The sequence below is a fragment of the Burkholderia sp. 8Y genome (assembly GCF_902506145.1).
Classification (GTDB): Bacteria; Pseudomonadota; Gammaproteobacteria; order Burkholderiales; family Burkholderiaceae; genus Caballeronia.
This window is the reverse complement of record NZ_LR733520.1, coordinates 43,916-62,099: the sequence shown is the minus strand read 5'-3', so window position 1 is coordinate 62,099 and position 18,184 is coordinate 43,916. Positions and strand designations below refer to the sequence as shown.

18 protein-coding genes and 1 pseudogene are annotated in these 18,184 nt (G+C 64.5%); 3 read left to right on the top strand and 16 right to left on the bottom strand.

All coding sequences use genetic code 11. The features are described from left to right. Positions 1–60: 60 nt before the first annotated feature. The 4 genes and pseudogenes from ptsP to GV035_RS10910 all read right to left on the bottom strand — a co-directional run bounded on the left by ptsP (position 61) and on the right by GV035_RS10910 (position 5,689). A complete protein-coding gene (ptsP, locus tag GV035_RS10925; protein ID WP_201304025.1) occupies positions 61–2,649 on the bottom strand; it encodes a phosphoenolpyruvate--protein phosphotransferase in 2,589 nt (862 codons plus the stop codon). Between the two features lie 12 nt (positions 2,650–2,661). After that, positions 2,662–3,669 (bottom strand): SIS domain-containing protein, encoded by a 1,008-nt coding sequence (locus tag GV035_RS10920; protein WP_159837816.1) that lies wholly within the window; start codon positions 3,667–3,669, stop codon positions 2,662–2,664. Beyond that, positions 3,659–4,765 carry an N-acetylglucosamine-6-phosphate deacetylase gene (nagA, locus tag GV035_RS10915; RefSeq protein WP_159835128.1) on the bottom strand — a complete coding sequence of 369 codons (1,107 nt, stop codon included), beginning with the start codon at positions 4,763–4,765 and terminating at the stop codon, positions 3,659–3,661. The genes GV035_RS10920 and nagA overlap by 11 nt, the downstream gene beginning before the upstream one ends. 183 nt (positions 4,766–4,948) lie before the next feature. Beyond that, a pseudogene (locus GV035_RS10910) lies at positions 4,949–5,689 on the bottom strand (GntR family transcriptional regulator). A gap of 332 nt (positions 5,690–6,021) precedes the next feature. Between GV035_RS10910 and GV035_RS10905 the strand changes: the two are divergent. Then, positions 6,022–6,948: a bifunctional helix-turn-helix transcriptional regulator/GNAT family N-acetyltransferase gene (locus GV035_RS10905; protein WP_159835127.1), complete on the top strand. Its 927-nt coding sequence runs from the start codon at positions 6,022–6,024 to the stop codon at positions 6,946–6,948. A gap of 59 nt (positions 6,949–7,007) precedes the next feature. Here the strand turns inward: GV035_RS10905 and GV035_RS10900 are convergent, their stop codons facing one another. Further along, the gene (locus GV035_RS10900) at positions 7,008–7,820 is read right to left on the bottom strand and encodes a MetQ/NlpA family ABC transporter substrate-binding protein (RefSeq protein WP_159835126.1); all 813 of its coding nucleotides are present in this window, start codon (positions 7,818–7,820) and stop codon (positions 7,008–7,010) included. A 200-nt stretch (positions 7,821–8,020) separates the two neighbouring features. Here GV035_RS10900 and GV035_RS10895 point away from each other — a divergent pair, with 200 nt between their 5' ends. Then, on the top strand, positions 8,021–8,317 hold the full coding sequence (locus GV035_RS10895; RefSeq protein ID WP_159835125.1) for a YciI family protein: 297 nt from the start codon (positions 8,021–8,023) through the stop codon (positions 8,315–8,317). Positions 8,318–8,381: 64 nt separating this feature from the next. Here the strand turns inward: GV035_RS10895 and GV035_RS10890 are convergent, their stop codons facing one another. The 5 genes from GV035_RS10890 to GV035_RS10870 are packed head-to-tail and all read right to left on the bottom strand — an operon-like array spanning position 8,382 to position 12,431. Next, a complete protein-coding gene (locus GV035_RS10890; protein WP_159835124.1) occupies positions 8,382–8,972 on the bottom strand; it encodes an SCO family protein in 591 nt (196 codons plus the stop codon). Next, a complete protein-coding gene (gene cyoE, locus GV035_RS10885; RefSeq protein ID WP_159835123.1) occupies positions 8,969–9,874 on the bottom strand; it encodes a heme o synthase in 906 nt (301 codons plus the stop codon). Before cyoE ends, GV035_RS10890 begins: the two co-directional genes overlap by 4 nt. Before the next feature lie 12 nt (positions 9,875–9,886). Next, positions 9,887–10,999 (bottom strand): COX15/CtaA family protein, encoded by a 1,113-nt coding sequence (locus tag GV035_RS10880; protein ID WP_159835122.1) that lies wholly within the window; start codon positions 10,997–10,999, stop codon positions 9,887–9,889. A 21-nt stretch (positions 11,000–11,020) separates the two neighbouring features. Then, on the bottom strand, positions 11,021–11,659 hold the full coding sequence (locus GV035_RS10875; RefSeq protein ID WP_159835121.1) for an SCO family protein: 639 nt from the start codon (positions 11,657–11,659) through the stop codon (positions 11,021–11,023). Between the two features lie 22 nt (positions 11,660–11,681). Continuing rightward, positions 11,682–12,431, bottom strand: coding sequence for an SURF1 family protein (locus tag GV035_RS10870; protein ID WP_159835120.1), 750 nt, complete (start codon positions 12,429–12,431; stop codon positions 11,682–11,684). 131 nt (positions 12,432–12,562) lie between these two features. Between GV035_RS10870 and GV035_RS10865 the strand changes: the two genes are divergently transcribed. Beyond that, a complete protein-coding gene (locus GV035_RS10865; protein WP_035961831.1) occupies positions 12,563–12,772 on the top strand; it encodes a twin transmembrane helix small protein in 210 nt (69 codons plus the stop codon). A 128-nt stretch (positions 12,773–12,900) separates the two neighbouring features. Here GV035_RS10865 and GV035_RS10860 read toward each other — a convergent pair whose 3' ends face one another. The 6 genes from GV035_RS10860 to coxB form a co-directional block, all read right to left on the bottom strand. Next, entirely contained in the window at positions 12,901–13,758 is an 858-nt protein-coding gene (locus GV035_RS10860; protein WP_159835119.1) for a cytochrome c oxidase subunit 3, read from the bottom strand. Positions 13,759–13,838: 80 nt separating this feature from the next. Further along, a complete protein-coding gene (locus GV035_RS10855; RefSeq protein WP_442859589.1) occupies positions 13,839–14,042 on the bottom strand; it encodes a DUF2970 domain-containing protein in 204 nt (67 codons plus the stop codon). A gap of 5 nt (positions 14,043–14,047) precedes the next feature. Further along, positions 14,048–14,569, bottom strand: coding sequence for a cytochrome c oxidase assembly protein (locus GV035_RS10850; RefSeq protein WP_236572722.1), 522 nt, complete (start codon positions 14,567–14,569; stop codon positions 14,048–14,050). A 52-nt stretch (positions 14,570–14,621) separates the two neighbouring features. Continuing rightward, positions 14,622–14,762 carry a cytochrome oxidase small assembly protein gene (locus GV035_RS29090; RefSeq protein WP_201303963.1) on the bottom strand — a complete coding sequence of 47 codons (141 nt, stop codon included), beginning with the start codon at positions 14,760–14,762 and terminating at the stop codon, positions 14,622–14,624. 62 nt (positions 14,763–14,824) lie between these two features. After that, on the bottom strand, positions 14,825–16,438 hold the full coding sequence (gene ctaD, locus GV035_RS10845; protein ID WP_159835116.1) for a cytochrome c oxidase subunit I: 1,614 nt from the start codon (positions 16,436–16,438) through the stop codon (positions 14,825–14,827). A 95-nt stretch (positions 16,439–16,533) separates the two neighbouring features. Continuing rightward, entirely contained in the window at positions 16,534–18,162 is a 1,629-nt protein-coding gene (gene coxB, locus GV035_RS10840) for a cytochrome c oxidase subunit II (protein WP_159835115.1), read from the bottom strand. Between the last annotated feature and the right edge of the window lie 22 nt (positions 18,163–18,184).

The window sequence follows — 18,184 nt, the reverse complement described above, 5'->3', positions numbered from 1 at the left end:
AAAAAATATAGGTCTTGTCGTTGCTGCTCGGGTTGTTGCCAGAAATGAAGCGTGAAGCGTCTAGTCCTGCGGCCAGATTTCGCGGCTGGCCGCTCTCACTGCCTGCGCCGATTCAAGCGCGAGCACGTCTTCCGCGCGCTGACGGCAAAGGTGGTAATCGAGATTGCGCACACGCGCCTTGATGCCGGGCACGGAGGACGGATCCACCGACAGCTCCGTCACGCCGAGGCCGACGAGCAGCGGCACCGCGAGCGGATCGCCGCCGAGCGCGCCGCAGACGCCGACCCATTTGCCGTGCTTTTCGGCGCCTTGCACCGTCATCTTGATGAGCCGCAGCACGGCCGGATGCAAGCCGTCGGATTGCGCGGCGAGATCGGGCTGGCAGCGGTCCATTGCAAGCGTGTATTGCGTCAGATCGTTCGTGCCGATCGAGAAGAAATCCGCGTACTTCGCGAGCTGGTCGGCCAGCATCGCCGCCGACGGCACCTCGATCATCACGCCCACTTCCACCGGATCGGTGCGTCCGGCTTCGCGCGCCAGTTCGTCGATGCGCGCGCGCAGGCGTTGCAGTTCGCCGGCGTCCGTCACCATTGGCAGGAGAATGCGGACGGCGCCCGCCGGCTTGACGGCGAGCAGACCGCGCAGCTGGTCGTCGAGCAGATCGGGGCGTACTTGCGCGAGGCGGATGCCGCGCAGGCCCAGCGCCGGGTTTTCTTCGGGCGGCAGCGTCAGATAGTCCACTTCCTTGTCCGCGCCGACATCCAGCGTGCGGATGATCGCGCTGCGTCCGGCCAGCGCCTCGACGATTTCCTGATAGCTCGACGCGTGCTCCGCGACCGTCGGCGCAGCCTGGCGATGGATGAACAGCAATTCGGTGCGTAAGAGGCCCACGGCGTCCGCGCCGTTTTCGACAGCCGCTTTCGCGTCGTCGAGCGTGGCGATGTTCGCTGCGATCTCGACGTGCCGGCCGTCGCGCGTCGATGCCGCTTCCTGCGACATCTTGCGGTTCGCCTCGCGCACGCCCGCGAGACGCTCGCGCTCGTGACGCGCACGCTCGACATCCAGCGCGCTCGGCGCATATTCGACGCGGCCCGCCGACGCGTCGACGACCACCTGCGCGTCTTCGGGAACCGCGTGCAGCGCATCGCCGATTGCGACGAGCGCCGGAATGCCCATCTGCCGCGCGATGATCGCCGCGTGCGAGGTCGCGCCGCCGCGCGACATCACGAGCGCGGTGACGCGCGTGCGGTCGATCGACGCCAGATCGGACGGCGTGAATTCGATGGCCGCGAGCACCGCTTCATCCGGCAGCGCGCGCGCCGCCGTGTTCGTGAGCCCGAGCGCGCGAAGCACGCGCTTTTCGATGTCGCGCAGGTCGGCCGCGCGTTCCGCGAGTAGCGCGTCATTCACGTTGTTGAGCAGCGCGATCTGCGCGCGGATCGCCTCGCGCCACGCGAAGCCCGCGCTCTTGCCGAGGCTGATGAGATCGCGGGCCGCATCGACGAGCGTCGGGTCTTCAAGCAGCACGCGATGCACCGCGAAGATGCCCGCTTCGCCGACCGCGCCGCGCTGCGATGCGGTGCGGACGGTGACTTCGAGTTCGGTGTCGACTTGCGCGATGGCTTTGTCCAGCGCGCGGCTCTCCGCCGCCGACGGACCGCTCGCCTGCTCCGGCGGCACGATTTCCTGATCGTCCCAGCGCACGAGCTTGCCGACCGCGATGCCCGGCGCCGCGCACACGCCCGCGAGCGTGTTCGGCGGCAACGGACCGGCGGACGCACGGGCTGCCACGACCGGCGCGGGCGATTTTTCGCGCGCCGGCGTTTCTTCCACTTCGCCTTGCGCCGCGCGCAGCAGTTCGGCGGCGACGGCATCGACCGCTTCCTGCGCCTGTGCGCCCATGCCGACCAGTTCGATGGTCGCGCCCTCGCCCGCGCCCAGCCCGAGCAGGCCGACCACGCTTTCGACCGGCGCCTTGCGGCCTTCGAAGCGCACTTCGACCTTGGCGTCGAGGCCGCGCGCCGCCTCGCGCGCCCGCGCCGCCGGCCGCGCGTGCAAGCCGCCTGCGTGCGCCAGCGTGACGGTGCGCCGCGCTTCGGTCATCACGTTCGACGACGAGCGCGCCACGTGCGCCGCCGCGCCGTCTTTCGCGCGCAGCACCAGCATGCGCGCGCCCGCCTTCAGCACGCCACGGCCCGCGCGGTCGGCGACTTCGAACGCGTCGCCGTTCGCGACCGCGATCACGGAAACGAGACTCGGCGCGTGCTGCGCGACGAAGTCCGCGTTGAATTCGATCAGCGGCTGGCCCGCGCGCACGGTCGCGCCCTGCTCGACCATCGGCGCGAAGCCCTCGCCGCCCAGCTCGACCGTGTCGATGCCGATATGCACGAGAATCTCCGCGCCCTGCGCGGTGCGCAGCGTGACCGCGTGATGCGTGCGCGCGAGATGCGTGACCGTGCCGTCGCACGGGGACAGAAGCACGTTATCGAGCGGATCGATGCCGATGCCGTCACCGAACATCCCCTCGGCGAACACGGGGTCGGGCACGTCGGCGAGCGGCACGACGGGGCCGGTAAACGGAGCGAGCAGAACGATATCGCTCGCGTTATCGGTGGAATGGTTCAACACGGACTCCTCGGCACGGCGCATTGTCTGTCTCACTCAATGGGTTTCGGTGACCTTGTTCAGGTGGCGCGGCGCGTCGGGGTTGCGCCCGCGCGCGGCGGCGAGACCCGCGGCCATCACGTAGAACGAAAGGATCGCGGCGATCGGATCGAGCGCCGGGTGATCGGTGGCGATGAGCGGCAACTCGGCGCCCGGCACGTCGTCAGGTGCTGCGAGCAGCACGCGTGCGCCGCGCGCGCGCATGTCCGAAGCCAACTGGACGAGACCCGCCTGCTCCGGCCCGCGCGGCGCGAAGACGAGCAGCGGATAGTCGCGGTCGATGATTTCCATCGGGCCGTGACGCACTTCCGCGCTCGAGAACGCTTCGGCCTGAATGCCCGACGTTTCCTTCAGCTTGAGCGCCGCTTCCTGCGCGATGGCGAGCCCGAGCCCGCGCCCGACGACGATCATGCGGTCGATGCCCTTCAGTTCGTCGACGGCGCGCGTCCAGTCGAGCTTGCCCGCCGCGCGCAGCGCGTCCGGCAGCGTCTTCAGCGCGTTCAGCAGTTCGGGGTCGCGCTGAACGTGCGCGATCACGATGGCCGACAGCGACAGCATCGCGATATAGCTCTTCGTGGCGGCCACGGAAAGCTCCGGTCCGGCGAGCAGCGGCAAATAGTATTCGCAGGCGGTTTCCAGCGGCGAGCCCGCGACGTTGACCGCCGCGACGGTGAACGCGCCGGCTTCGCGCAGCGCCTGCATGGTGCCGACGAGGTCCGGGCTCTTGCCCGACTGCGAGAACGCGACGGCGAGTTGGCCGGACACGCGCAGCGGCGCTTGCTGCAACGTGGCGACCGACATGGGCAGCGACGCGACGGGCACGCCGATGCGGCTCATCGTCAGGCTGGCGAAGTAACTCGCGGCGTGGTCCGAACTGCCGCGAGCGACGGTCAACGCGACATGACGCGGCTGCTCCGCGAGCTTCACGGCGAGCGCCTCGATGCGCGAGGTGTCGGCGAGTTGGGCCGCGACGACGTCCGCGGACTCCAGCGCCTCAGTGAGCATATTCGACAATCGATTCTCCTTCGACATAAGTGGCGGTCAGCGCGAAATCCCGGTCGAGCACGACCATGTCGGCCCACGCTCCGCGCGCGATGCGGCCGCGGTCTTCGAGCCCGAGATAGTCGGCGGGATAGCGCGACAAGCGATTCGAAACGTCCGCGAGCGGAATGCCCAGCGAGACGAGATTGCGCAGCGCCTGATCCATGGTCAGCGTGCTGCCTGCGAGCGTGCCGTCCGCGAGACGCACGCCGCCCATGCACTTGGTGACGTGCTGGCTGCCGAGGCGATATTCGCCGTCGGGCATGCCCGCTGCCGAGGTGCTGTCGGTCACGACATAGAGACGCGGAATGGCGCGCATGGCGGCGCGAATGGCGCCGGGGTGAACGTGCAGCAGGTCGGGAATCAGTTCGGCGTACTCCGCATGCGCGAGCGCCGCGCCGACCATGCCGGGATCGCGATGATGCAGCGGCGACATCGCGTTGAAGAGATGTGTGAAGCCGCGCGCACCGTGCTTGAGCGCGTTGACGGCGTCGTCGTACGTGCCGAGCGAATGGCCGAGCTGCACGCGCACGCCGCGCGCCGCCATTTCCGAGATGATGTCGAGATGGCCCGAAATCTCCGGCGCGATCGTCACGACACGGATCGGCGCGAGCTCCAGATACTTCAGCACTTCGTCGCGCACGGCGACGGCGGCTGCGTCCGGCTGCGCGCCGAGCTTGCCCGGATTGATGTACGGGCCTTCGAGATGCACGCCGAGCACGCGCGCCCCGCTCGCGGCGCGGCGCTTCGCCTGTTCGCCGAGACCGGCGACGACCTGCATGAGTTCGTCGCGCGGCGCGGTCATCGTGGTGGCGAGAAGGCTGGTCGTGCCGTGCTGCGCGTGCTGGCGCGCGACGGTATCGGCCGCGTCGCCGCCTTCCATGATGTCGCGGCCGCCGCCGCCGTGCACGTGCAGATCGATGAAGCCCGGCAGGATATAGGGCGCGTCATTCGACGACGGATCGGCTATGTGACCTTCGAGCGCCGTCACGCGGCCGTTCTCGAAACGCACGGTGCCGTGAATCCAGCCGTCGTTCGTCAGTATGTTTCCTTTCAGCATGAAGTTCTCTGGAGTGCGCAATGCGTCATGAGGTTCAGGTGCGGTCCGCGCCGTGCTGCGAGCACGCTGGTCCGCGCGGATGGTTCGGTGCGCGGCCGGCGAACGGCTTCTTTTGGTCCTCTCGTTCTCTTTATTGCTCTCTTCTTTCGATGCCTGACGATGCCGGCCGTGCTGCGCCGGCGCTCATCGATGCAGCTCCGCGACGAAGTCGTAGTAGTCGTCGCGGCAATACGTATCCATCAATTCGATCGCGCGCTGATTCGCCGCATAGCCGATACGCGTGATCACGAGCAACGCGGCTCCCGGCGCCACGCCCATCAGCCGCGCGATGTCCGCGCCTGCGTTCACCGCGCGAAAGTGCTGCAATGCGCGCACGACCGCCTGCCCGCGCTCCTCCAGATACCGGCACAACGACGCGCCGATCAGAAGCGGCTCCGGCACGAGCCAGGCCGGCAGCGTGGATTGCTCGACCGCCATCACGATGCCGTCCGCCCGCCGCAATCGCCTGAGACTCGCCACCGCCGCGCCGGGCGACAACCCGAGACGCACGGTTTCTTCGCGACTGGCGATTCGCAGTCCGCGGCCGAGCCAAACAGAATCGGGCGAGAAGCCGCGTTGTTCCATCTTTCGCGTGAAGCCGGTCAGTCTCGACAACGGATCTGCCACGCGGCGTGATGAAACTGCCCGCTCCGCGCACCCGCCTGATGAGTCCCTGCTCGACGAGCAACGCGATGGCCTTGCGCGCCGTGACACGCGACACGCGACACACCGACGCCCTCGGACAACGTGCGCTCCGAAGGGGAGCGCCTCGCCGGCCGAGCACGCGCCCGCGTGAATGGCTGATGCAAGACGCGCGGCCAGTTGGAGATAGAGCGGCGTGTCGCTGTCACTGTGCGGCGTGAGATCTTTCCAATTTTGTCTCAAGAAAAGACCTCACGACGCCCTGACTGGAGCCCATTATATAACCAACATAATACCAGTCAACGCGAGCCTAACGGCTTTGGACGGACGACAAATCTTGCTTTTAATCAATAAGTTACAACTCGTTTGAATGGTAGTTTCGCAGCTTTGACGCCATCGGGACTTACCCGCATAGCGGACGGAATGGAACCAATCCATAGCCGTTGCCGCAAGTCCGTGAAAATTCGGGCATTTTCGTATTCGCACGATCGTGCTTTCTTTGGCACAATGCGCCATTAGTTCGGAATCGCAACTAATTCAAAAGAACCATATATTTTTGAGAGAGCAAAGCCACAATGGGATGTTTTGATCCGAGTCGGGCTGTCGAGGCCGTGCGACGCTTCAACCGGTTTTACGCGCGCCATGCGGGCGCTTTTCACGAGCGCCTCCACAAGAGCCATTTCTCCTTGACGGAGGTGCGCATTCTTCATGAACTCGCGCACGAACGCGCGCACACCGCCGCGGACCTGTCGCGCAACCTTGGGCTGGACACCGGATATCTCAGCCGGCTCATCACCAATTTCCAGAAGCTCGGTCTGGTCGTGCGGCGCAAGAACGAATCCGACGGGCGCGCGCATATCCTGACCATGACGCCCGAGGCCAAAGCCAAGGTCGATGAACTGGATTTGCACGTCTCCGCGGAAACCGCGTCGCTGCTGAATTCGCTGGGGCCGGGTGAGATCGAGCATTTGTCGCTCGCGATGGCCGACATCGAGCGGCTTCTGACGCCGTCGTCGCACCATGTCGCGACGCGCCTGCGCAGCCCTCGCTGCGGCGATTTCGGCTGGATGATCGAACGCCACGCCCACCTCGACGTGCCCGACCGCGCCAGTCTCGCCTACGAAGCGCACGCCGCCAGGGTCGTGTCGCGCTTTCTCGGCGCGATGCAAAGGGACACGCCGCGCATCGCGTGCTGGGTCGCGGAACAGGAAGGCGACGCGCGCGTCGGCGCGGCGCTCCTCACCGCCGCCTCCGAGGGTCAGGCGTGCATCGAGTTGTTATTCGTGGAGCCGGGCGCGCGCCGCCGCGGTCTCGGCGAGCAACTCGTCGCCGCGTGCACGAACTTCGCACAGGGCGCGGGCTACGCCAGCGTCGTGTGCCGGCTCGATGAGGCGCGTGAAGATCTGTGCGGGCTTTTCATGCGGACCGGCTTCAAGGCGCAACAGGGCGACGACGCCACCCTCGTCTGGGAGCGCGAGTTGCGCCGCATCTACGCCGACTGAGCGCGCAAAAAAAACGGCGTCCGGGGGGGACGCCGTTTTCGACCGCAGGGTGCCGCCGCTTAGAACGAAGGCACGACCGAGCCCTTGAATTCGCTCTTCATGAACTGGCGCACATCGTCCGACTGGTAGGCTGCGACCAGCTTCTTCACCCACGGCTGATCCTTGTCCTTCGCGCGCACGGCGATGAGATTCGCGTACGGGCTATGCACGTCTTCGAGCGCGATCGCATCTTTCGTCGGCTGCAGACCTGCGGCGAGCGCGAAGTTCGTGTTGATCGCGGCGGCGTCGACATCCGCGAGCGTGCGCGGCAACTGCGCCGCGTCGAGTTCCACCAGTTTGATCTTCTTCGGGTTTTCGGCGACGTCGAGCGCAGTCGCGTTATTGCCGTTAGCGCCCGCGCCCGCCTTCAGCTTGATGACGCCTTGCGACTGCAGCAGCAAGAGCGCGCGATTCTCGTTCGACGGATCGTTCGGCACCGCGACCTTCGCACCTTGCGGCAGGTCCTTCAGCGACTGCAACTTCTTCGAGTACACGCCGAGCGGCGAAATGTAGGTCAGGCCCGCGCTCACGATCTTGTAGCCGCGCTGTTTGACCTGGCTGTCCAGATACGGCTGATGCTGAAAACTGTTGGCGTCGAGATCGCCGGCGTCGAGCGCGGCGTTCGGCTGCACGTAGTCGTTGAACTCGATCACCTTCACGCTGAGCCCCTCGCGCTTGGCGACCTTCTGCACGACTTGCCAGATCTGGGCGTCGGGCCCGCTGATCGTGCCGACCTTGATGACCTTGTCGTCGGCGTGTGCCGAGAAACTCGTGACGAACGCGGCCGACGCCACGACGGCCGCCAGGGCTTTAAGCATATTTCTGCGCTGCATGGTCTTCCTGTTTCGAATGCAAATGACTGCGGGATAACGTGATACGGGCTCCGGCGCGAGCAATCCGGCCGGAGCGGCGCATGCTCGCACAGGCGCGGCGCGGGCGGAAATACAGATTCCTCATGTGAATATCCGGCGCGCGGTCGGCTCAGGGTCCGCTTAGAATCGGAGTTGCGACTCACTTCCCGACGGCGGCTTACATGTACGTGATCAACCTGCGTTACACCGGCGCGCTTGCCGAAATCGACGATGCACTGGAAGAACATCGCCGCTTCCTCGAACGGTATTTCGCGGCGGGCGTTTTCGTGATGGCAGGGCCAAAGGTGCCGCACGACGGCGGCGTGATCATCGCGTCAGGTGTCGATCGCGCGTGGCTCGACGAAATCATCGCGGAAGACCCGTTCGCGCGGCAGCAACTAGCGCATTACGAGATCACCGAGTTCAACGCGGCGCGCCTCGCGCCGAGGTGGAATGTGCCGCAACCATCGAAGCCATGAAGCGATGAAGCCATGAAGCCATGAAGCAAAAGCGGCCCGCAGGCCGCTTCGAATGATCCGTTGCTCAGTCGATCAGCAGCTTCAGATCGTGCACCCACGGCTCGACGCCTTGTCCATCGCGCGCGAAAAGCCGCAGCTTGCCGTCCTTGTCGAAGACGTAGCTTGCGGCGGTGTGATCCATCGTGTAGTCGCCGGGCGTCTTGCCCGCCGCCTTCGCGTAGTAGACGCGAAAGTCCTTCGCGACTTTCTGAAGCTCGGCGTCATTGGCCGGACGCAAGCCGATGTACGTCGGATTGAACGCCGTCACGTACTGGCCGAGCAGTGCGGAGGTATCGCGTGCGGGATCGACGGTGACCATCAGCACTTGCACGTCTTTCGCCTTGTCGCCGAGCTGCTGCATGGCTTGCGATAGTTCGGCGAGCGTCGTCGGGCAAACGTCCGGGCAATGCGTGTAGCCGAAGAACAGCACCACTGCCTTGCCTTTGAAATCCGCGAGCGTGCGCGTTTTGCCGGCCGTATCCGGCAAGGCAAAATCGCTGCCGAACTGCTTGTTGCCGGTGATGTCCAGATTCTTGAAATCCGGCGCTTTCTCACACGCGCACAGCGCGACCGCGCAGGCGAACAGCGCGAGCAACCGAAGAACGATATGCCTCATGCGCCGATCACCGTGCGCACGTAGTGATCGACGAGCAGCGCCCCGAAGAGCAGCGACAGATACACGATGGAGTAGCGGAAGGTCTTGCGCGCGAGCGCGTCCGAGTATTCGCGATACAGCTTCCACGTATAGCCCAGAAAGACGCCGCCCAGCGCCACTGCGCTCGCCAGATACACGACGCCGCTCATGCCGGAGATAAACGGCATCAGCGTGACGGCGAACAGCACGATGGTGTAGAGAAAAATATTCAGCAGCGTGTACTTTTCGCCATGCGTGACGGGCAGCATGGGCAGGCCGGCGTTCTCGTAGTCCTTGCGGCGATACAGCGCGAGCGCCCAGAAATGCGGCGGCGTCCAGACGAAGATGATGAGCACGAGAATCCACGCGTCGCCCGGGACCGCGCCCGTGACCGCTGCCCAGCCGAGCGCGGGCGGCATGGCGCCCGACGCGCCGCCGATCACGATGTTCTGCGGCGTATAGGGCTTCAGCAACAGCGTGTAAATGACCGCGTATCCGACGAAGGTGGCGAGCGTGAGCCACATCGTCAGCGGATTGGTGAAGCGGTACAGCGTCCACATGCCGATGCCGCCCAGCACCGCCGAGAACATCAGAATCTGCGCGCTCGTGATCTGTCCGCGCGCCGAAGGACGCCACGCGGTGCGGCGCATCTTTGCATCGACTTTCTGTTCGACGAGGCAATTGATGGCGAACGCCGCGCCCGCCAGCAGCCAGATGCCGACCGCGCCGCCGAGCAGCTTGGTCCAGGGAACCATGCCGGGCGTCGACAGAAACATGCCGATGACGGCGCAAAACACGGCGAGCTGGGTGACGCGCGGCTTGGTCAGCGCAATGTATTGCGAGACGCGGCTGCCGAGGGGGGAATTGAGTGTCGTGCTATCCATGGGCATGAGCCATCACGCTGAAACGACGTCGCGTGCGGGAAGCGCGGCGCGGCCGGGACGGCTGGAAGAGATTCGAAAGTTTAGCATGACGAGCAGAAGCAGCAGGATCGCGGCCCCGCCGTTATGGGCGACGGCAATCGGCAGCGGCCATTGCAGCACGATGTTCGACATACCGGTCAGGAATTGAATGACGATGACCGCCAGCACGCCGTTCGCCGGCGTGCGTAGCGATTCGAAGCGGCGCAGTTTCGCGGCCAGCCACAGCAAATACAGCACGACGACGACCGCGAATGTGCGGTGCGTCCAGTGAATCGCAACCAGCGCGTCCTGCGAGATCACGTCGCCGTCGCCGGTCATGCCGAGCGCGCGCCACAGGTGAAAGCCGTGTTCGAAGTTCATCGGCGGAATCCATTGGCCGTTGCAGAGCGGAAAGTCGGTGCAGGCCAGTACAGCATAGTTCGTGCTCACCCAGCCGCCGAGCGCGATTTGCACCACCAGCAGCGCAAGCCCGAAGAGCGCGGCGGGCATCCAGCGCGCGGCGGCAGAATCGAGCGACGGAATCGGCGTCTGCCGCGCCGCGAGCCAGCCGAGCGCGCCGAGCAGCGCGAGTCCGAGCAACAGATGCGTCGTGACGATGACCGGCTGCAGCTTCAACGTGACGGTCCACGCGCCGAACGCGCCTTGCAGGCAGATCAGCAGCAGGATGCCGGTCGGCCACCACGGCGACACGTGCAGCGGACGACGCTTGATGCGCGCCGTCCACGCGATGACCACCTGCGCGATGATCAGCACGCCGATCGCCATCGCGAAGTAGCGGTGCAGCATCTCGATCCACGCCTTGACCATGCTGACGGGGCCGGTGGGCATCGCCTGATACGCGGCGGCAATTTGCGCGTGCGCGATGAACGGCGACGACGTGCCGTAGCAGCCGGGCCAGTCGGGACACCCGAGGCCGGAATCGGTCAGGCGCGTGAAGCCGCCGAACATGATGAGATCGAGCGTCAGAAACGTGGTCAGCCAGACGAGCTTGCGGAACTTGTTGTCATCGGCTTTCACCCAGACGAAGGACAGCGGCAAAAGCGCGATGCACAAGCCGATCAGCCCCAATTGCAATACATAACTCATGTTTCACCTTCAACCCGCGTTTTATCCGATCCGCGACCACTTCAGGAGCTTCGCCAGATCCGCGTTGATCTTCTTGGGATCGGGATTCTTCGGGAAGCGCATCATCAGATTGCCGTTCGGGTCCACCAGATAGATGTGGTCCGTGATTTTCGTGCCGTCCGCAGCGGGCAGCCAGTCGGCGATGGCGCGCGGATTCGCGATCAGCATGCGCGTGTCCGGCTGCGGATACGCCGTCTTGATGACATCCGCGACGGGATTGTCATCCGTGCGCAGCCAGACGTTGACCACACGCTCGCGCTCCGCCGATTGCAGCACCCGCACCTGCCGCATGAAGTAGAGGCGCGTCACGCATTGCTCGTCGCAATTGCTGCCGTTGACGGTGATCATCAGCCATTTGCCTTCGAGCGACTTGAGCGGCATGGCCTGCCCTTTTTCGTCCGTGACAACGAGTTGCGCCGGAATCGGCCGCTGCGGTTCGATCAGCGCGCCATAGCTCGACGTGCCGCCCGCCGGCTTGAACACGTAGTACATCAGATACGAAGCGATGACCGGCGCCGCGCAGACGAGCGCGAGCAGCACGAGCATCCAGCGGCCGCTGATCCATGATCCTCTTGGGGGCGTGCGGGGTCTGTCGGCAGTCGTGGGACGTTGAGATGGCATCAAGAATTCAGTGAGAGTTGAGTCACGCGTGGTCCACGGCTTCGTCGTCGGGGTCGTCCACCAGACGCGTGCCGCCTTTCTTCGCGGCGCGGCGCGCGGCGTACAGGCCGAAGCCCACGGCGGCGGCGGCCATGCCCCACCACTGGAGCATGTAGCCGTAGTTGCGCTCGACGCCCTGCGTCGGCGCGGGCCAGTCGCGCACGAGCCGGTCGTGCGTGTCGTTCGTCTGCTGGATCACGAACGGCTGAAACGTGAGCCCGGTTTCAGCGGCAAAGGCCGGAATGCTGAGGTTCTGGCGAATCTGCTGATGCGTCGCCGATCCGCCCGCGCCCAGCTCGAACGCCTGCGACGGATTGGCGCGCGCGATGCCTTCGACCTCGACGACGCTCGTCGGCGTCTCGTACGGCTCGATGCCCGTGCGGTCAGCCAGGTTGCGCGGCAACCATCCCCGATTGACGAGCACGTAGCCGCCGCCTTCGAGTTTAAGCGGCATCACGACGTAAAAGCCCGGCTGGTCGTTATACGGACGATTATCGAGATAAACGACGCGCTCCGGCATGAACTCGCCGCGCGCCTTCACGCGATGGAACTCCACGGATTTCAGCGGTATCGGAGCGACGCCCACGCGCTGCGCCGGCGCATTTTCGAACGCCGTGATGCGCGCGTTGAGCGCCTCTTTCTGATGCGCGCGGTCGCGCTGCCAGAAGCCGAGCCGCACGGTCACGGCAACGACGATCAGAATGAGAAGCGTGGGCCAGAAGCGAATTTTCATGACCGCGGCCGCCGCGCGAAGCTGTGCGCCGCCGCACGGCGGAATGCTTCGAGTGAGATAATGAGATGACTCGTTTCCATACTGCTCAATGCGTTATCCGGGCAAGTTGAGCAACTTTGCCGGCTGGTTTCATGCACATTATCGTCGCCATCGCTTTCATCCTCATTCTCGGCAGCCTCGGCTCGGCGCTGTACTTCATGATGACCGACCGCGGCAAGACCAAGCGGATGGTGTGGTCGCTCGCCATGCGCGTCGGGCTGTCCATTTCGCTCTTCCTGTTCATCCTGTTCGCGCACTGGATGGGCTGGATTCAGTCGACGGGCATTCCTCTCGGACGATAACCCGCCGCGAAGGTTCGCAAGAACGAGGCGTATTGTCGCGGCATCGCCACGGAACAAAACAAAACGCCGCCCTCGAACGTCGGGGCGGCGTGCTTGCACTGCGAGCCTGAGCCCGCGGAGAAGCGCAGTTACAGCCAATAGACGACGACGTAAAGCCCGAGCCACACGACGTCCACGAAGTGCCAGTACCACGCGGCGCCTTCGAAAGCGAAGTGATGCTCAGGCGTGAAGTGTCCGCGAATCAGCCGGACCATCACCACGGCGAGCATGGTGCCGCCCAGGAACACGTGGAAGCCGTGGAAGCCCGTCAGCAGGAAGAACGTCGAGCCGTACACGCCGGATGAGAGCGTCAGGTTCAGTTCGTTGTACGCGTGGAAGTACTCGTAGCCCTGGCAGAACAGGAAGATCATGCCGAGCAGCACGGTCGCCGCGAGCCAGCCGATCGCCTTCTTGCGATGATCTTCGCGCAGCGCATGGTGCGCCACCGTCAGCGTCGCGCCCGACGAAAGCAGCAGCGCCGTGTTGATGGTCGGCAGGGGCCACGGCACCATCGCGCGGAAATGCGGGACGAGCGCGGCGGGACCGTTGTTCGGCCAGACGGCGGAGAAGTCCGGCCAGATCAGCTTGTAATCGAGACTGCCGAGTTCGTGCAGCGCGATGGCGCGCGCATAGAAGAGCGCACCGAAGAACGCGCCGAAAAACATGACTTCGGAGAAGATGAACCAGCTCATGCTCCAGCGGTACGACACATCCACGCGCTTGCCGTACATGCCGCCTTCCGATTCGGAGATCGCGTCGCCGAACCAGTGCCACAGCACGAACAGCAGGAACAGCAGGCCGAGGAACGTGGTGAACGGCGCAAACGACTGCCCGTTGACCCACGCCGCCAGCGACGACAGCATTACCAGCAAGCCGCACGCAGCCATGATCGGATGCCGTGACGGATGCGGCACGAAATAGTACGGGCTCTCGTTTTGACCGCTCATCGTTGATTCTCCACTTCGATCCAGTTGCTTGAATTATTTTGCCGCAGCGCCGTCCGGCGCGAGCGCGTTTCGTGTTGGGCCTACCGAACCACCGCGCGCACGATCACCAGCAGCACGACGATGAAAAGCGCAGCACCGATCACGCCAGCCGCGATCAGATGCAGCGGGTTCAACTGCGCGGCGTCGTTTTCCAGGTCCGCCCGCCGCCGCACGCCGAAGAACGACCAGAACACCGCCTTCACGAGCTTGAGGAAGCCGCCGCTCTTCTGCGTCTGTCCATTCATGATGTTCATGTTCCCTTGGCCGCCAGTTTTGGCGCGTCGAGTTCGAAAAACGTGTACGACAGCGTGATCGTCCTGACGTCCTTCGGCAGCTTCGGATCGACGACGAACACCACCGGCATGCGCTTCGTCTCGTTCGGCGCGAGCGTCTGCTGGGTGAAACAGAAGCATTCGATCTTCTTGAAAAACTCGGTGGCCTGCTTCGGCGCATAGCTCGGAATGGCTTGCGCCTTCACCGTGCGCCCCTGCTCGTTCGTCACCTGATACATCACCGTCATCACTTCGCCGGGGTGAATGTCGAGATTCGACTGCTCCGGCTTGAACCGCAGCGGCCCGCGCGCGTTGGCATCGAATTCGACGGAAACGGTGCGGCTCGCATCGACCTGCGTGTTCTTTGCCTCGCGCGCGCCGACATCGCGCTGCACGAGATTGTTGATGCCCGTGATCTGGCAGATCGCGCGGTACATCGGCACCAGCGCGAAGCCGAAGCCGAACATCATCGCCGCGACGACGAACAGCTTGAGCAGCATCGACCGGTTGAACGAGCGGTCGATATGCGAATCTTCCTGCTGAGTGGACACATTAGCCTCGCGACAACAGGTATTGCCTGACGACGATACCCAGAAAAAAGACGGCGGCGATCAGCATCATGATGAGACCGAGCCGCTTGTTGCCCGCTCGGATTTCCTCGCGGGAGCGTCTTTTTTGTGGATTCGGGGCCATGCGTTCTTGCTCGGGAAATCTGTGAGGCTTCGCGTGGAAGCCTCACAGAACAGGGAGACGACTTACTCGACGGTCGGCGGGTTCTCGAACGTATGGAACGGCGCCGGGCTCGGCACGGTCCATTCGAGCCCTTCCGCGCCATCCCACGGCTTGTCGCTGGCCTTCTCGTGCTCGCCGCCGCCGCGATACGTCGGCAGCGCGACCGCGAACAGGAAGTACACCTGCGCGAGACCGAAACCGAATGCGCCGATGGTCGCGATCTGGTTGAAGTCCGTGAACTGCGCCGGGTAGTCCGCATAGCGGCGCGGCATGCCCGCGAGACCCAGGAAGTGCATCGGGAAGAACGTGACGTTGAAGAAAATCATCGACGCCCAGAAGTGAATCTTCCCGCGTGTTTCGTTGTACATCCAGCCCGTCCACTTCGGCGACCAGTAGTACCAGCCCGCGAACAGCGCGAAAAGCGAACCGGCCACCAGCACGTAGTGGAAGTGCGCCACCACGTAATACGTGCCGTGCATCTGGATGTCGAGCGGCGCCATCGAAAGGATCAGGCCCGTGAAGCCGCCCATCGTGAACACGAACAGGAAGCCGATCGCGAAGAGCATCGGCGTTTCGAAGGTCAGCGCGCCGCGCCACATCGTCGCGACCCAGTTGAACACCTTCACGCCCGTCGGCACCGCGATCAGCATCGTCGCGTACATGAAGAAGAGCTGGCCCGTCACCGGCATGCCGGTAGCGAACATGTGGTGCGCCCAGACCATGAACGAGAGAATCGCGATCGAAGCGGTGGCGTACACCATCGAGCTATAGCCGAAGAGCGGCTTGCGCGAGAACGCCGGGATCACCTGCGACACGATCCCGAACGCCGGCAAGATCATGATGTACACCTCGGGGTGGCCGAAGAACCAGAAGATGTGCTGGTACATGACCGGATCGCCGCCGCCCGCCGCGTTGAAGAACGACGTGCCGAAGTGACGGTCGAACAGCACCATCGTGATCGCGCCAGCCAGAACCGGCATCACGGCGATCAGCAGGTACGCGGTGATGAGCCACGTCCACGCAAACATCGGCATCTTCATGAGCGTCATGCCCGGCGCGCGCATGTTCAGAATCGTCACGACGATGTTGATGCCGCCCATGATCGACGACGCGCCCATGATGTGGACCGCGAAAATCGCGAAGTCCATGCCGGGGCCCATCTGCGTCGAAAGCGGTGCGTACAGCGTCCAGCCCGCGGCGGTCGCGCCGCCCGGCACGAAGAACGAGCCGACGAGCAGCACGGCCGCGACCGGCAGCAGCCAGAAGCTGAAGTTGTTCATGCGCGCGAACGCCATGTCCGATGCGCCGATCTGCAGCGGCACCATCCAGTTCGCGAAGCCGACGAACGCCGGCATGATCGCGCCGAACACCATGATGAGGCCGTGCATGGTGGTCAGCTGGTTGAAGAACTCGGGGCGCATGATCTGCAGGCCCGGTTCGAACAGCTCGGCGCGAATGCCGAGCGCCATCACGCCTCCGGAGAGGAACATGATGAACGAGAACAGCAGATACAAGGTACCGATGTCCTTGTGGTTGGTGGCGAAAAGCCACCGGCGCCAACCATGCGGTGTTCCATGCGCATGGTCGTCGTGCGCGTGGTCGTGACCCGCGACTACATCGTGTCCGATGCTAGACATGACAATCATCTCCTAAAGCGAATACTCGAGGCACTTGGCGTTGCCCGCGTGCTTCTCCGTTGCCTTGAGCGAAGGAGAAGCGCACGCGCGACATGTCAAGCAGCCGGACTGATTTCGACGCGGCGTGCTTCCTTCGCATCCGTGCCGCCCGTGACCGACTCGGGCTTCTTCAACACGATACGTTCTTCCGAGACACCTGCCGCCTTCAGCGCGTCGCGAACGGCTTGTGCGCGCTTCCGGGCGAGATCCGCGTTGAGGTCGGCGCCGCCGGTTGCGTCCGTGAAGCCGGAAAGCGCGATCTTCGCGTCCGGATGCGCCTTCACGTAAGCGGCGGCGGCCTGCACTGCGTTGTTTGCGTCGGCGGGCAGATCGCTCTTGCCCGTCTCGAAGTAGATGCTGGCCGGGAGCGCGCCCGCCTGCGATGCCTGCGCCGTCTGTTCGCCGGACGCCGCAGCCGGCGCGCTGGCATCGGCCGCGCCCGATGCCGCCGCGCCGCTCGCCGCTTCGCCGCCCGCCGCCGCCGTGTGATCGCCGCCTTCGGGCATCTTGCCGTTGCGCGCGTCCGTGACCTGCTTCGGCTGCAGGATGTCGCCGGTGTGGTTGCCCCACGTGTTGCGCTCGTACGTGATGACCGATGCGATTTCCACGTCGTTGAGCGTCGTCTGCCACGGCGGCATGGCGCCCTTGCCGTGCAGCACGATGTTCACGTGACCGGCGATCGGACCGTTCGCCACCTTGCTGCCGTCGAGCGCCGGGAACTGGCCCGCGCCCTTGCCGGTCGGCTGGTGGCAGACCGCGCAGTTCGACGCGTAGATCTGCGCGCCGCGCGTCTTCAGCTCGTCCATCGTGTAGGTCTTGTTGGGATCGTCGGCGGAAGAAGCCATTTTCTTCTTCTGGGCGTCGACCCACTTCGTGTAGTCGTCGGTGGACAGCACTTCCACGACGACCGGCATGTACGCGTGCTCCTTGCCGCACAGTTCCGTGCAGAAGCCGCGATACGTCCCGACCTTCTCCGCCTTGAACCACGTGTCGCGCACGAAGCCGGGAATCGCGTCCTGCTTCACGCCGAACGCCGGCACGTACCACGAGTGAACCACGTCGTTCGCGGTGGTGATGATGCGGATCTTCTTGTCGACCGGCACGACGAGCGGGTTATCGACTTCCTGCAGATACGTATCCGAAATCGGCGTCTGGCCGTTGACCTGGCTGCGCGGCGTGGACAGCGTCGAGAGGAAGCTGATGCCTTCGCCCGGGCCCTTCACGTAGTCGTAGCCCCACTTCCACTGGTAGCCCGTGACCTTGACGGTCAGATCGGCGTTGGTGGTGTCCTTCATCGCGACGACGGCCTTGGTGGCCGGCAGCGCCATCAGAATGACGATGATGAACGGCACGATGGTCCAGATGATCTCGACCGTGGTGCTTTCATGGAAGTGCGCAGGCTTGAAACCCTTGGACTTGCGATGCTTGACCATCGAATAGAACATCACCCCGAACACGCCAAGGAAAATGACGGTGCAGATGATGAGCATGAAGATATGGACGCCGTAGAGCTCCTCGGCGATCTTCGTCACTGGCTGCTGGAAATTGATCTCATTCACAGCGGGACCGCCAGGACTGTCGTTGACCGCCAGGGCTACGCCGGCGTTGAGCAGTGCGCCCGCCGCCAGCACGCCCGAGAGGGCTCGCTTGATTGTTTTCATAGCATCCTTACCCAAAATTTCCATTCAAACCCTCGACCCCCGTTGC

What these genes read in the sequence shown, in the direction of transcription:
- ptsP (WP_201304025.1), bottom strand. Translation starts at nt 2,649, where the DNA reads ATGCGCCGTGCCGAGGAGTCCGTGTTGAACCATTCCACCGATAACGCG.
- GV035_RS10920 (WP_159837816.1), bottom strand. Translation starts at nt 3,669, where the DNA reads ATGCTCACTGAGGCGCTGGAGTCCGCGGACGTCGTCGCGGCCCAACTC.
- nagA (WP_159835128.1), bottom strand. Translation starts at nt 4,765, where the DNA reads ATGCTGAAAGGAAACATACTGACGAACGACGGCTGGATTCACGGCACC.
- GV035_RS10905 (WP_159835127.1), top strand. Translation starts at nt 6,022, where the DNA reads ATGGGATGTTTTGATCCGAGTCGGGCTGTCGAGGCCGTGCGACGCTTC.
- GV035_RS10900 (WP_159835126.1), bottom strand. Translation starts at nt 7,820, where the DNA reads ATGCAGCGCAGAAATATGCTTAAAGCCCTGGCGGCCGTCGTGGCGTCG.
- GV035_RS10895 (WP_159835125.1), top strand. Translation starts at nt 8,021, where the DNA reads ATGTACGTGATCAACCTGCGTTACACCGGCGCGCTTGCCGAAATCGAC.
- GV035_RS10890 (WP_159835124.1), bottom strand. Translation starts at nt 8,972, where the DNA reads ATGAGGCATATCGTTCTTCGGTTGCTCGCGCTGTTCGCCTGCGCGGTC.
- cyoE (WP_159835123.1), bottom strand. Translation starts at nt 9,874, where the DNA reads ATGGATAGCACGACACTCAATTCCCCCCTCGGCAGCCGCGTCTCGCAA.
- GV035_RS10880 (WP_159835122.1), bottom strand. Translation starts at nt 10,999, where the DNA reads ATGAGTTATGTATTGCAATTGGGGCTGATCGGCTTGTGCATCGCGCTT.
- GV035_RS10875 (WP_159835121.1), bottom strand. Translation starts at nt 11,659, where the DNA reads ATGCCATCTCAACGTCCCACGACTGCCGACAGACCCCGCACGCCCCCA.
- GV035_RS10870 (WP_159835120.1), bottom strand. Translation starts at nt 12,431, where the DNA reads ATGAAAATTCGCTTCTGGCCCACGCTTCTCATTCTGATCGTCGTTGCC.
- GV035_RS10865 (WP_035961831.1), top strand. Translation starts at nt 12,563, where the DNA reads ATGCACATTATCGTCGCCATCGCTTTCATCCTCATTCTCGGCAGCCTC.
- GV035_RS10860 (WP_159835119.1), bottom strand. Translation starts at nt 13,758, where the DNA reads ATGAGCGGTCAAAACGAGAGCCCGTACTATTTCGTGCCGCATCCGTCA.
- GV035_RS10855 (WP_442859589.1), bottom strand. Translation starts at nt 14,042, where the DNA reads ATGAATGGACAGACGCAGAAGAGCGGCGGCTTCCTCAAGCTCGTGAAG.
- GV035_RS10850 (WP_236572722.1), bottom strand. Translation starts at nt 14,569, where the DNA reads ATGCTGCTCAAGCTGTTCGTCGTCGCGGCGATGATGTTCGGCTTCGGC.
- GV035_RS29090 (WP_201303963.1), bottom strand. Translation starts at nt 14,762, where the DNA reads ATGGCCCCGAATCCACAAAAAAGACGCTCCCGCGAGGAAATCCGAGCG.
- ctaD (WP_159835116.1), bottom strand. Translation starts at nt 16,438, where the DNA reads ATGTCTAGCATCGGACACGATGTAGTCGCGGGTCACGACCACGCGCAC.
- coxB (WP_159835115.1), bottom strand. Translation starts at nt 18,162, where the DNA reads ATGGAAATTTTGGGTAAGGATGCTATGAAAACAATCAAGCGAGCCCTC.